This is a genomic window from Hydrogenophaga sp. LT287 (assembly GCF_055702805.1).
In genome coordinates this window covers 1-12,836 of sequence record NZ_JBVPZC010000052.1, presented here as the reverse complement: position 1 = coordinate 12,836, position 12,836 = coordinate 1, and the positions used below count along the sequence as shown (strand labels likewise).

At 62.6% G+C, this 12,836-nt stretch carries 7 protein-coding genes and 1 pseudogene; 4 read left to right on the top strand and 4 right to left on the bottom strand.

The annotated features are described in order from the left end of the window. Window positions 1-122: 122 nt before the first annotated feature. From istA to tnpC, 3 genes and pseudogenes are all read left to right on the top strand, one after another. The gene (istA, locus tag AC0GNR_RS18870) at window positions 123-1,643 is read left to right on the top strand and encodes an IS21 family transposase (protein WP_472902294.1); all 1,521 of its coding nucleotides are present in this window, start codon (window positions 123-125) and stop codon (window positions 1,641-1,643) included. Continuing rightward, complete coding sequence (gene istB / locus AC0GNR_RS18865; protein WP_472902295.1) at window positions 1,636-2,463, top strand: IS21-like element helper ATPase IstB; 828 nt, start codon at window positions 1,636-1,638, stop codon at window positions 2,461-2,463. Before istA ends, istB begins: the two co-directional genes overlap by 8 nt. 112 nt (window positions 2,464-2,575) lie before the next feature. Further along, a pseudogene (tnpC, locus tag AC0GNR_RS18860) lies at window positions 2,576-3,196 on the top strand (IS66 family transposase); the annotation flags it as partial. Between the two features lie 195 nt (window positions 3,197-3,391). On the opposite strand, the gene rpoD reads toward tnpC, so the two are convergent. Together rpoD and dnaG are read right to left on the bottom strand one after the other, a co-directional pair. Continuing rightward, window positions 3,392-5,722 (bottom strand): RNA polymerase sigma factor RpoD, encoded by a 2,331-nt coding sequence (gene rpoD, locus AC0GNR_RS18855; protein WP_472902330.1) that lies wholly within the window; start codon window positions 5,720-5,722, stop codon window positions 3,392-3,394. A gap of 293 nt (window positions 5,723-6,015) precedes the next feature. Continuing rightward, window positions 6,016-8,001: a DNA primase gene (dnaG, locus tag AC0GNR_RS18850; protein WP_472902329.1), complete on the bottom strand. Its 1,986-nt coding sequence runs from the start codon at window positions 7,999-8,001 to the stop codon at window positions 6,016-6,018. 44 nt (window positions 8,002-8,045) lie between these two features. Between dnaG and AC0GNR_RS18845 the strand changes: the two genes are divergently transcribed. Continuing rightward, entirely contained in the window at window positions 8,046-9,692 is a 1,647-nt protein-coding gene (locus tag AC0GNR_RS18845) for an acyl-CoA synthetase (RefSeq protein ID WP_472902328.1), read from the top strand. Window positions 9,693-9,711: 19 nt separating this feature from the next. Here the strand turns inward: AC0GNR_RS18845 and AC0GNR_RS18840 are convergent, their stop codons facing one another. Both AC0GNR_RS18840 and AC0GNR_RS18835 read right to left on the bottom strand, forming a co-directional pair. Continuing rightward, on the bottom strand, window positions 9,712-11,565 hold the full coding sequence (locus AC0GNR_RS18840) for a gamma-glutamyltransferase family protein (RefSeq protein WP_472902327.1): 1,854 nt from the start codon (window positions 11,563-11,565) through the stop codon (window positions 9,712-9,714). A 232-nt stretch (window positions 11,566-11,797) separates the two neighbouring features. Beyond that, on the bottom strand, window positions 11,798-12,760 hold the full coding sequence (locus AC0GNR_RS18835) for an IS5 family transposase (protein ID WP_472900628.1): 963 nt from the start codon (window positions 12,758-12,760) through the stop codon (window positions 11,798-11,800). Window positions 12,761-12,836: the final 76 nt, after the last annotated feature.

The window sequence follows — 12,836 nt, the reverse complement described above, 5'->3', positions numbered from 1 at the left end:
TGTTGCCGCCGCCCGAAAACTGACCCACCCCAGGCCACTGTGCCGACTGAAAACTGACCCAGGTGTTTAACTTGCCTTGCTCAATTATTGGGCAGGGGGCAAAGAGGGTGACACCCAAGGAAATGTTGGGAAGAATTCGTCGGATGTACCTGCGCGACAAGATGTCGTTGCATGAGATCGCCAAGCGCACGGGCCTGTCGCGCAACACGGTACGAAGCTGGCTGAGGACGCCAGAAGAGGTGAAGGAGCCGGTCTACAAACGCAAGCCGGGATTCAACAAGCTCGGTGCCTATGTGGCCGAGCTGGTGCTCTCGCTCAAGGCCGATGCTCAGCGGCCCAAGCAGGACCGGCGAACGGCGCGCGCGCTGTTTTCGCAAATCAAGGCCAGCGGCTATGAAGGTGGCTACACCCGCGTCACGGATTTCATTCGAGGCTGGCGTGCCGATGCAGGCAAGGGCGTCCAGGCGTTCGTGCCGCTGAGGTTTGAAATGGGCGAGGCGTTTCAGTTTGACTGGAGCGAAGAGGGGCTGGTGGTGGGCGGCATCTACCACCGCATGCAGGTGTCACACATGAAGCTGTGTGCCAGCCGTGCTTTCTGGTTGGTGGCCTACCCCAGCCAGGGGCACGAGATGCTGTTTGATGCCCATACGCGTTCGTTCGCGGCGCTGGGCGGCGTGGCCCGCCGGGGCATTTACGACAACATGAAGACAGCGGTGGACAAGGTCCAGCGAGGCAAAGGTGGACAAGGTGGTAAAGGCCGTGTCATCAACGCCCGCTTTGCCGTGATGTGTGCGCATTACCTGTTTGACGCCGACTTCTGCAACGTCGCCAGCGGCTGGGAGAAAGGCGTGGTGGAGAAGAACGTGCAGGACAGCCGCAGGCGCATCTGGCTGGACGCGCAGCAGCGCAAGTTTGGCAGCTTTGCCGAACTCAACGCCTGGCTGGGCGAGCGCTGCCGCAGCCTGTGGGATGAGGTGCGCCACCCCGAGCACAAGGCGTTCAGCGTGGCCGAGATGCTGGAGCAGGAGCGTGCAGAACTCATGCCGATGCCGACGGCCTTTGATGGCTATGTGGAACGCTCGGCCAAGGTGTCGAGTACCTGCCTGGTGGCGGTGGCGCGCAACCGGTACTCGGTGCCGTGCGAGCTGGTCGGCCAGCGCGTGAGCACCCGGCTGTACCCGGGCCGGGTGGAGATCGCGAGCTGCGACGAGGTGATTGTGGCCCGGCATGAGCGGCTGCCCAACCGGGGCCATATCTGCTATGACTGGCAGCACTACATCACGCTGATCCAGCGCAAGCCCGGCGCGCTGAGAAACGGCGCGCCCTTTGCCGACATGCCGGCTCCCCTGCAGCGCCTGCGTCAGGGCCTGATGCGGGTTGAAGGCGGTGACAAGACCATGGCCCAGGTGCTCAACTGCGTATCCAGCCACGGGCTGGACGCTGTGCTGGTGGCGGTCGAATTGGTCATCGAGTCCGGCGCGCTCAGCACCGAGCACGTACTCAACGTTTTGGCGCGTCTGAACGCCGTGGAGCCGCCGCCCAATGTGCAGAGCACTCTGGAGCTCAAGGAGGCGCCGTTGGCCGACACCGGGCGCTACGACAGACTGCGCGGTGACGCCATGGAGGAAATCAGCCATGCGTGATGTCGCTGCCGAACTGAAAGAGCTGCGCCTGAACGGCATGGCTGAGGCCTGGGCAGAGCTGATGACGCAGGAGGGGCCGCCAAGCGATGTTGGCGTTCAAACGTCGCGCTGGTTGATCGAGCACCTGCTGAAGGCTGAGCATACGCAGCGGGCCTTTGCGTCGGTGCGCCACCAGATGAAGGCAGCGAAGTTCCCGTTGCATCGCGACCTCGCAGGCTTCGACTTTGAGGTCTCCAAGGTGGACCAAAAGCTGGTGCATCAACTGGCCACGATGGCGTTCACGGAGGCGGCACAAAACGCGGTGCTCATCGGCGGCCCGGGCACAGGAAAGACGCATCTGGCCACCGCCATTGGCGTGACCGGCATTGTGGCCAAGGGCAAGCGTGTGCGCTTCTATTCCACGGTTGATCTGGTCAATGAACTGGAGCGTGAAAAGCACGAGGGCAAGGCCGGGCGCATCGCACTGGCGCTGAAGCGTCTGGACCTAGTCATCCTGGACGAATTGGGGTACCTGCCCTTCAGCCAGGCGGGCGGTGCGTTGCTGTTCCATTTGCTCTCCAAGCTGTACGAGCACACCAGCGTGGTCATCACCACCAACCTGAGCTTCTCGGAATGGTCGGCGGTGTTCGGCGACGCCAAGATGACCACGGCGCTACTGGACCGGCTGACGCACCATTGCCACATCGTGGAGACCGGAAACGAGTCCTACCGCTTCAGGCACAGCACCCTGGAGGCCAAGTCACGCATCAAGGCCCGGGAGACCTCACGCAAAGGCCGCTCGACCACACCAGTACCCCCGGGGGCGGACGAGCCGTTATGAAAGGGCCAATCGCTACACTTATCCACAATTGCTGAAAGAAAATTCAGCAGTCCGCCCTGGGTCAATATTGGATCGGCAGGGTGGGTCAATATTCAATCGGCGCCAACACGACTGGAGAGGCAGCCTGACCTGTGACGACTTCAGCGGCTACAAAGCCTTGATCGCCAGTGGCGTGACCGAGGTCGGCTGCCTGGCGCCCGCACGGCGCAAGTTCTTTGACCTGCACGCAGCGAACCAGAGCCAGATCGCCGAGTTCGCGCTGCAGCAGTTCGCGCGGGTCTACGAGATCGAGCGTGAGGCCAAGGCGCTGCAGACCGATCAGCGCCAAGCCATCCGGCAACAGCAAACGAAGCCGCTGCTCGATGCCTTGCACCAGTGGATGGTGCTGCAACGTCAGAAGGTGCCCGAGGGCTCAGCTAGCGCCAAGGCGCTGGACTACAGCCTGCGGCGCTGGGATGCATTGACCCGGTTCGTGGGGGATGGGCAATTGCCCGTGGACAACAACTGGATCGAGAACCAGATCCGGCCGATTGCCATTGGCCGCAACAACTGGCTCTTCGCTGGCAGCCTGCGCGCGGGCCAGCGGGCAGCGGCCGTCATGAGCCTGATCCAGTCAGCGCGCATGAACGGGCACGACCCCTACGCCTACCTGCGCGATGTGATGGCACGCCTGCCCATGCAGCGCGCCAGCCAGATCGGCGAGTTGCTGCCGCACCACTGGCAGCCAACCTGATAGCGCATTCTCAGGTGGGGAACGGCCTTGTCGTACGGGCGGGGTGGGATCGCCGTCCGCTTACAGTTGCGCTTCGCTTCGTTCGTCTTGGTCAACTTGGGGCGGGACTTGCACCCGCAGGAGTGAGCCCATGCTGGGCGCACCATGAAAAAGGGCTCCAAAGGGAGCCCTTTTACTTACCGCAACTGCGTCAAATCACATCGTGTCGATGAAGCTGCGCAGCTTGTCAGAGCGGCTGGGGTGCTTGAGCTTGCGGACCGCCTTGCTCTCAATCTGACGGATGCGCTCACGCGTCACGTCGAATTGCTTGCCCACTTCTTCCAGCGTGTGGTCGGTGGACATTTCTATACCGAAGCGCATGCGCAGCACCTTGGCTTCGCGTGGCGTCAGGCTGTCAAGAATCTCCTTAACCACTTCGCGCAGACCGGCTTGCATCGCGGCCTCAATGGGTGCGGTGTTGGCCTGGTCTTCGATGAAATCGCCCAGGTGCGAATCGTCGTCGTCGCCGATGGGGGTTTCCATCGAGATCGGCTCTTTCGCAATCTTCATGATCTTGCGGATCTTGTCTTCGGGCATTTCCATCTTCTCGGCCAGGATGGATGCATCAGGCTCAAAACCATGCTCTTGCAGGTGTTGGCGGCTGATACGGTTCATCTTGTTGATGGTCTCGATCATGTGCACCGGGATGCGGATCGTACGAGCCTGATCGGCGATCGAGCGCGTGATGGCCTGGCGGATCCACCAAGTGGCGTAGGTCGAAAATTTGTAGCCGCGGCGGTATTCGAACTTGTCCACCGCCTTCATCAGGCCGATGTTACCTTCCTGAATCAGGTCCAGGAACTGCAGACCGCGGTTGGTGTACTTCTTTGCGATCGAGATCACGAGGCGCAGGTTGGCCTCGATCATCTCCTTCTTCGCATCGCGCGACGTGGACTCGCCCTGGTTCATCCTTTTGTGGATGTCTTTGAGGTGCGCGAGCGGCACCACCACACTGGTCTGGATCGCCATCAGGCCGGTTTGCAGTTCTTGCACCGGCGGGATGTTGCGCTGCATGACCACGCTCCAGGGCTTGCCCGCAGCGGCCTGCTTTTCAACCCATTTGAGGTTGAGCAGGTTGGCAGGGAAGTCTGCAATGAACTTCTCTTGTGGCATGCCGCACTTGTCCACGATGATGCGGCGCAGTTCGCGTTCTTTCTTGCGCACTTCATCGACCTGGCTGCGCATGGTGCTGCACAATTTTTCGATGGCTTTGGCGGTGAAGCGGATCGACATCAGCGTTTCGGTGATGGCGGCTTGCGTCTTCAGATAGGTCGGCGTGCCGTAACCTTCTTTGTCGTAGGTTTTGTGCAGTTTTTCAAACAGCGCGCGCATGGAGTCGAAGCGGGTCAGCGCTTCGCGCTTGAGCTCTTCGAGCTTGCGGGTGAGGGCCTTGGAGCCGCCTTTGCCGTCGTCGTCATCGGCTTCGTCGTAGTCGTCAAAGTCTTCTTCGGCCACATAGTCGTCGGCCGCGTTGGCGTCTGCAAAACCGTCCACCACGGTGGAAATCACCACCTTGCCTTCGCGGATGTCTTCGGCCATGGCCAAAATCTCGGCAATGGTGGCCGGGCTTTCCGAGATGGCCGCGATCATGTCGTTGAGACCTCCCTCGATGCGCTTGGCGATCTCGATTTCACCTTCGCGTGTCAGCAGTTCCACGGTGCCCATTTCGCGCATGTACATGCGAACCGGGTCGGTGGTGCGACCGAATTCGCTGTCCACGGTGGACAGCGCGGCTTCGGCTTCTTCTTCGGCTTCTTCTTCGGTCGCGGCAGTGGGGCCGGTGTTGTTCAGCAGCAGGGTTTCGGCGTCGGGCGTCTGTTCGTAAACGGCCACACCCATGTCGTTGAGTAGCGAAACCACCACTTCCAGGGTTTCGGCTTCGACCAGCTTGTCGGGCAGGTGGTCGTTGATCTCGCCGTGCGTCAAGTAGCCGCGCGTCTTGCCCAGCTTGATCAGCGTCTTGAGGCGTTCGCGGCGGTTTTTGGCTTCTTCTTCGGACAGGACGGTTTCGTCCAGACCAAATTCCTTCATCAGCGCGCGCTCTTTGGCCTTGCTGATCTTCATGCGCAGCGGCTTGACCTTTTCAACCGGCTGTGCCGAAGAATCTACCGCTTCGGTCTCCACCTCGGGTTCACCGCTCAGATCGTCTTCAATGTCGCTCAGATCGGCGTCGTCCATGTCGACGTCAGACGAAGCGCCAGCTTTGGGCTTACGACCGCGCTTGGCTGCTGGTTTGTCGGCAGAGGCCGCTTTGGCCGGGCGGCCAGCTTTCTTTTTGACGGTGCCCGCCTCAACCGCCAATTCGGTGTCGAGAGCTTCGGGTGCGGTCTTGCCGGCGGCTTTTTTGGCAGCGGCTTTGGTGGGTGTCTTGTCGGTCACAGCAGGGGCTTTCTTCGGGGGGGCTACCGGTGTTGCCTTGTTCGGGCTGGCCTTGGCGGCGGTTTTGCTACTGGACACGACGGACGCACTGGACTTCTTCGTGGGCATGAGGACCTCAAAAAAACGTCAAACAGGAACCGGCAGAACAGACAAAAGCCGCCGGGCAGCCCCAACAGATGGGCAACCCCGGTGATTTTTGTGGTGCACAACGCCCACCTTTCGCCGGAAAGGGTGGGCCTGCAAGCTGTTGGGGCGATCATTTGGTGTGCAGCCCTTGCGGGGTTCCGTCAGGACCGGTGTGGTCGCTGGGGTGGCCGGGAATGAGATCCGTGTAGCCCCGTTACTGGGGGCCGGGCCGGGCCGGAGGTGCTGCTGTCGCGCTTGCGGTGCGTAACCCTACATTATACCGCCTGGCTATTTTTCAAGGCCTTGATGCGTTCGTTCACGCGTTTGAATTCCTCGTAAGCCGACGCATCGCCTTGCTGGACCCGGGCAGCGAGTGCATCGGCCATGGTTTTGAGCGCATCGGCTCGCAGCAAATTCATGATGCCGTCGAGCTCCGACAGCTCAGACGCGGCATCGTTCACCAGCGTCACCTGTTCGACCTGGGCGCATATATAGGCTTCAGAGGCGTGACCACGCAATGCCTCGCGCAACGCGACCCAGGGTTGCGGTCCATGTTCATGCATTTGTGCTTCAAGCCAGGCGAGAGCGGGGCCTTGCGGTGAGGGCAGATGGGCAAGCAGTGCATGGTCGTCGGCCGACAGGTGGTCCCAGGCTTGGGCGTTGGACAGCAGCAAGCCCACCGCCCGGTCGGCGCGGCTGGTGTTGGCACGGGGCTGCCCCAGCATGCGTGGCGGTGGTGGTTCCCCACGGCGGTATTTGCTGAAGCGTTTGCCGCCGAAGTCGCCACCCTTGCTGTAGCCACCACCCGATGTCTCCCACGGTTTGCGGTTGCTAGGGTAGCGCGCTTCGTAGTCGGGGTATTGACCGCCACTGTCTTCCGGGGTGTACTCGTGGGTGCGGCTTGGTGGCTCACCGCTGGCGCTGCGGGGCGCGCGCTGGGTGCTGCCCGCTTGCTGCCAAAGCTGCAAAAGATCTTGGCTGTTAAGCCCGGTGCCTTCGGCCAGCTCGCCGATCAGCTGACGTTTGAGTGCGCCGTCGGGCAGGGCGCTCCACAGTGGGCGGGCCTGCGAAGCCATGCGCGCGCGGCCTTCCGCGGTGGTGAGGTCGCACTCCGCGCCGGCCGCTTCAATGAGAAAGCGCGAGAGCGGCATGGCTTCTTTCACGCACTGCGCAAAAGCCGCTTCACCGTTGGCGCGCACGAAGCTGTCGGGATCGTGCTCGGCCGGCAGAAAAAGGAACTTCACGCTGCGCGTGTCGGTGGCCAGGGGCAGGGCCGCATCCAGCGCCTTGCGCGCGGCGCGGCGCCCAGCGTTGTCACCGTCGAAGCTGAAGACCACGCTGTCGGTGAACCGAAACAATTTTTGCACGTGGTCGGCGGTGCATGCCGTGCCCAGCGTGGCCACGGCGTTGGCAAAGCCGAGCTGCGCCAACGCCACCACGTCCATGTAGCCTTCGGTCACCAGGGCGTAGCCGGCCACGCGGATGGCGGTACGACCTTCAAACAGGCCGTACAGCTCGCGACCCTTGCTGAACACAGGCGTTTCGGGCGAATTCAGGTACTTCGGCTCGCCTTTGTCGAGCACCCGGCCACCGAAGCCGATGGTTTCCCCTTTCACATTGCGAATGGGGAACATGATGCGGTCGCGGAAGCGGTCGTAGCGTTTGACTTCGCCGTCCTGGCCTTTCTCGTCCTCGTGCACGATCACCATGCCGGACTCGACCAGCAGCGGGTCCGTGTAATCCGGGAACACGCTCGCCAGGCTTCGCCAGCCTTCGGGGGCGTAGCCGAGTCCAAACGTTTTGGCAATTTCGCCGGAAAGACCGCGGCCTTTCAGGTACGCCACAGCGCGGGGCGAGGCCTTGAGCTGTTTGATATAAGCCTGAGCGGCTTTCTCCAGCACATCGTGCAGCGTGGTCTGCTTTTGGCGCTGCTGCGCCGCACGCTCGCGGTCTTGCGGTGACGCGTCGTCTTCCGGAATCTGCAGCCCGGTCTGCTGCGCCAGGTCTTTCACCGCTTCAATGAAGCTCATGCCAGCGTGTTCCATGAGAAAACCGATGGCATTGCCGTTGGCGCCGCAGCCGAAGCAGTGGTAGAACTGCTTGGTCGGACTGACGCTGAAGGATGGCGATTTTTCCCCGTGGAAGGGGCACAGCCCCATCAGGTTGGCGCCACCCTTTTTGAGTTGGACGTAGCGACCTACCACGTCGACCACGTCGACGCGGTTAAGCAGTTCCTGGATGAATGTTTGCGGTATCGCCACCCTTCTATTCTCCCCCACCAGACAATAACGACAGGAGACACGACATGACCAGCATCTTTGACCGGGATCTGCCCCGAAACGAGGCCAACTTCACCCCCATTTCCCCGTTGTCGTTCATCGAGCGCACCGCCGAGGTGTATCCGGAGCGGCTGGCCATCGTGCATGGCCCGCTACGCCAGACCTGGAGCCAGACCTATGCCCGTGCGCGCCAGCTGGCCAGCGCCTTGCACCGCGCCGGCATTGGCAAGAACGACACCGTGGCCGTGATGCTGCCCAACACGCCGCCGATGGTGGAGGCGCACTTTGGCGTGCCCATGGCGGGCGCTGTGCTTAACGCGCTCAACACCCGGCTGGACCCGGAGGCCATTGCATTCATGCTGGACCACGGTGAGGCCAAGGCTGTGATCGTGGACCCGGAGTTTGCCGCCACCATGGCCCGGGCGCTCCAGCTGCGCCAGGCCACGGCGCCCCTGTTGTTGATTGACGTGGAGGACCCACTGTTTACCGGTGAGTCACAGCCTGTGGGCTCGACCACCTACGAAGCCTTCATGGCCAGTGGCGACCCGGCGTTTGCCTGGAGCCTGCCTACCGACGAGTGGGACGCCATTGCGCTGAACTACACCAGCGGCACCACCGGCAACCCCAAGGGCGTGGTGTACCACCACCGGGGCGCGGCGACCAACGCCATTTCCAACATTCTGGAATGGGACATGCCCAAGCACGCGGTGTATCTCTGGACGTTGCCGATGTTCCATTGCAACGGCTGGTGCTTTCCCTGGACGGTGGCGGCTCGCGCGGGTGTGAACGTGTGCCTGCGCCGCGTGGAGCCGCAAGCCATTTTTGACGCCATGCGCGACCACGGCGTGACGCACTATTGCGGAGCGCCCATCGTGCACGGCCTGCTGGTGAATGCGCCGGCGGCCATGAAGGCGGGTGTGCCCGCCGGCATCAAGGCCATGGTGGCTGGCGCTGCGCCGCCTGCGTCCATGATTGAAGGCATGGAGCAGATGGGTTTTGACCTGACCCATGTGTACGGCCTGACTGAGGTGTATGGCCCTGCCACCGTGTGCGCCAAACACGCCGCGTGGGACACGCTGGACATTGGCGAACGCGCCCGGCTCAACGCGCGCCAGGGCGTGCGTTACCACCTGCAGCGCGATGTGCGCGTGTTGAACCCCGAGACGATGGAGCCGGTGCCCCTGGACGGCGAAACCATGGGCGAGATCATGTTCAAGGGCAACATCACCATGAAGGGTTACCTGAAGAACCCCCAGGCCACGGCCGAGGCCTTTGCCGGCGGCTGGTTCCACAGCGGTGACCTGGCGGTGCAGTACCCGGACGGTTATTTCAAGATCAAGGACCGCAGCAAGGACATCATCATTTCAGGTGGCGAAAACATCTCGTCCATTGAGGTGGAAGACGCGCTGTACCGCCACCCGGACGTGCTCGCGGCTGCGGTGGTGGCCCGACCCGATGCCAAGTGGGGCGAAACGCCGTGTGCGTTTGTCGAACTGAAATATGGCGCACACACCACCCCTGAAGAGATCGTGGCGCACTGCAAAAAACACCTGGCCGGCTTCAAGGTGCCGCGCTTTGTGGTGTTTGGTGAATTGCCGAAAACCAGCACCGGCAAGATTCAAAAATTTGAACTGCGCAAAAGGGCGGGTTCCGCCGAAGCCATCGACGTTTGAATGAAGATGCCAAATAGGCTCAATCTCCCGCCACGATCCCTTCGCGCCGGGGGTCGGCGCCACCCAGCCACACGGCTTGGCCGGCTTGAACGCCGCGCTGAATAGCCTGCAGCCCGCTGGGTAAAGGTATTTCGTTCACCGTGTGGCCGCGCTGCCGCAGCGACTGCACGGTGGCGCCCGGGAAACGCCCAGCTTCCAGCAACAGCGGGCCGCCCAGCGTGCCGAAGTTGGGCAGGTCGATGGCCGCTTGCGGGCTCAGGGCCCAATGCCAAGTGCCCAGCAGCGTCTTGGCCGTGAAATGGATGATGAACGCGCCGCCCGGGCTGCCCACGCTCATGAGCAACTGGCCTGTTTGAGCGTCAAAAACCAGGGTGGGCGACATGGACGAACGTGGCCGCTTGCCCGGCTCTACCCGGTTGGCCACCGGCTTGCCTGCGGCGTCGTTGGGCGCGAAGCTGAAATCGGTGAGTTGGTTATTGAGCAGAAAACCACCTGCTCGGCCTTCGCCGGTGTTGACCATCAAACGGGCGCCGAACCCGGCTTCGATGGTGGTGGTCATCGCCAGCGCGTTGCGCCAGGCGTCCACGATGCTGATGTGGCTGGTGCCGTACTCGGGTTGATCGGGCATGGGTGCCCAACTGCTGCGCACGCCACCGGGCTCCCCGGCGGACGCTGTGGGCATGCGCGCGGTGCCGATCAGGCGCGCCCGGTCATTCAGGTAGCGGGCATCCAGCAGACTGCTCCAATGCCCAGCGGGTGCCACCACGAAATCGGGATCGGCCACAAACTGGGCGCGGTCGGCAAACGCCAGCCGCGCGGCTTCGGTGTAGGTGTGCAGCCAATCAGCCCCCGGGTTTTGTGTAGCGGGCTCCAGGGGTACGGCTGGCTGCGGTGTGCGTGCCAGCAAGCCCATGATCTGGCCAATGGCCAGCGCCCCTGAGCTTGGCGGCCCAAAGCCGCAGATGCGCAGTGCACGCTGCTGCGCCGTGTGGTCAAAACACAGGGCGTCCCGCTCTTTGGATCGGTAGTTTTTCAAATCGTCCAGGCTCAGGCTGCCAGGGTTGGTGGGGTGCTGCTGCACCTTGCTCACCAGGGCGCGAGCCACCGTGCCTTCGTAAAAGGCTTGTGGCCCCTGTGCGGCGATGTTGCGCAGCACCAGGGCCAGTTCGGGGTTGCGCAACACATGGCCAACCGGGTGCGGTTCGCCATTCGCTTGGAAAAAATAATCCAAAGCGATCGGGTCGTTTTTCAAGGCGGTTTCAGCCCGCAGCAAGGTGTGCAGCCGGGGGCTGATGGCAAAGCCTTGTTCGGCCAGCCGGATGGCCGGGGCAAACAGCTGGCCCCAGGCCAGGCGGCCGTGTTGGCGGTGGGCTTGGGCCAGCATGCGCACGGTGCCCGGCACGCCCACGGAGCGCCCGCCCACCAAGGCTTCCATGAAGGGCAAGGGCTTGCCCTGGTTGTCGAGAAACAGTGTGGGGCTGGCTGCGGCGGGAGCGGTTTCACGGCCGTCGAACGCTTGCAGACGCTGTCCGTCGTGGTGCAGCAAAAAAGCGCCGCCGCCTATGCCGCTGGACTGTGGTTCCACCAGGGTCAGCACCATTTGCACGGCAATGGCAGCATCGACCGCGCTGCCGCCTTCGCGTAGCACCTGAGCGCCCGCTTCGGTGGCCAGCGGGTTGGCCGCTGCCACGGCAAAACGGTGGTGCACCCAGCCGGGTTTGGCGCTGACGCCTGAGGCGAGTTCGGGCTGTGCCAGCGGTAAGGCTGCGCCGGTGGACCGGTCCGCGCCCCCCATGCCGGCACAGGCCCCCATCATCCAGCAGGCCATCAGCGCGATGGCCTTGGTGCGCAGCAAGCTTGTGCAATCTGTCATGGTTCGGGTCTTTTCCGGATGTGTGGCGGTGCTGCGCCGGCTTGAAGGTTGCTGAAGCGCAAGTCGAAAGCTCCAGAGATGCGCTAAGGCAACGCTGAACAAGCGGTCGATCCAGCGACCCGTTGCCTCCTGATTGCGCCATGCGAGAAGCAAGGTCAAATCAAGTGGATTTCGTACCGTTTCAGGGCCATTTCGACCTTGTGCACGCGTTTGGCGTGCGCTGCAGACGCACTCATCCCATGAGGCGCTGACGCGCCAGGTAGATGTTGGCCAATCCCAGCGCCACGAACGAGCGCGTGGCGTTCTTGGCCAGCCCCCGGTAGCGCACCTTGGCAAAGCCCCACAGCCGCTTGACCACTGCAAAGACGTGTTCGACCCGCGCCCGGATTCTGGACTTGTTGCGGTTCTTCGAGCGTTCGGCTTCATCGACTTCACCGCCCTTGCGCACGCGCTGGTTGGTGAAGTCTTTGGCCTTGGGCGCCCTGGAAGCGATCAGCGTCTTCTGGCTAGCGTAGGCGCTGTCGCCGTACACGCGCTGCTCGTTGCCGTGCAGCAAATCGGGCAGCGGGTGTTTGTCGTGCATGTTGGCCGCTGTCACCACGGCGCTGTGCGCCAGCCCGCTGCGACTGTCCACGCCGATGTGCATCTTCATCCCGAAATACCACTGCTGACCCTTCTTGGTCTGGTGCATCTCGGGGTCACGTTGCTTGTCTGCGTTTTTGGTCGAGCTCGGTGCGCCGATGATGGTGGCGTCCACGATGGTGCCGGTACCGACCTTCATGCCCTGCGCCTGCAGCACCTCTCCCACTTTGGCAAACAAGGCCTCGCCCAGTTGGTGCGTCTCCAGCAAGCGGCGAAACTTCAGCAGCGTGGTCGCATCGGGCACGCGCTCGCGCCCGAGGTCTATGCCGACAAAGCGCCGCAGCGCGGTGCTGTCGAGTAGCGCATCCTCGCAGGCCTCATCGGCCAGGTTGAACCAGTGCTGCACGAAGTACATGCGCAGCATACGCTCGAGCCCGATCGGTGGACGCCCGTTGCCGGCCTTGGGGTAGTGAGGCTCGATCACCGCGCACAACGCCTGCCAGGGCACGATCTGCTGCATCGTGGCCAGGAAGGTATCGCGCCTGGTCGGCCTGCGGTAAGGCTCAAAACCTTCAGCTTGATCGGCGGCCATGGCAAGGGTTTGCTGTTTCATCTTCATCTGCCTGTTCGTCTGTACTGCAACGGTACAGGTAAACACCACGCTCGAGCAGTACTTAATCAGCGTTGCC

Coding starts and splice junctions, on each gene's coding strand:
- istA (WP_472902294.1), top strand. CDS start 123: ATGTTGGGAAGAATTCGTCGGATGTACCTGCGCGACAAGATGTCGTTG.
- istB (WP_472902295.1), top strand. CDS start 1,636: ATGCGTGATGTCGCTGCCGAACTGAAAGAGCTGCGCCTGAACGGCATG.
- rpoD (WP_472902330.1), bottom strand. CDS start 5,722: ATGCCCACGAAGAAGTCCAGTGCGTCCGTCGTGTCCAGTAGCAAAACC.
- AC0GNR_RS18845 (WP_472902328.1), top strand. CDS start 8,046: ATGACCAGCATCTTTGACCGGGATCTGCCCCGAAACGAGGCCAACTTC.
- AC0GNR_RS18840 (WP_472902327.1), bottom strand. CDS start 11,565: ATGACAGATTGCACAAGCTTGCTGCGCACCAAGGCCATCGCGCTGATG.
- AC0GNR_RS18835 (WP_472900628.1), bottom strand. CDS start 12,760: ATGAAACAGCAAACCCTTGCCATGGCCGCCGATCAAGCTGAAGGTTTT.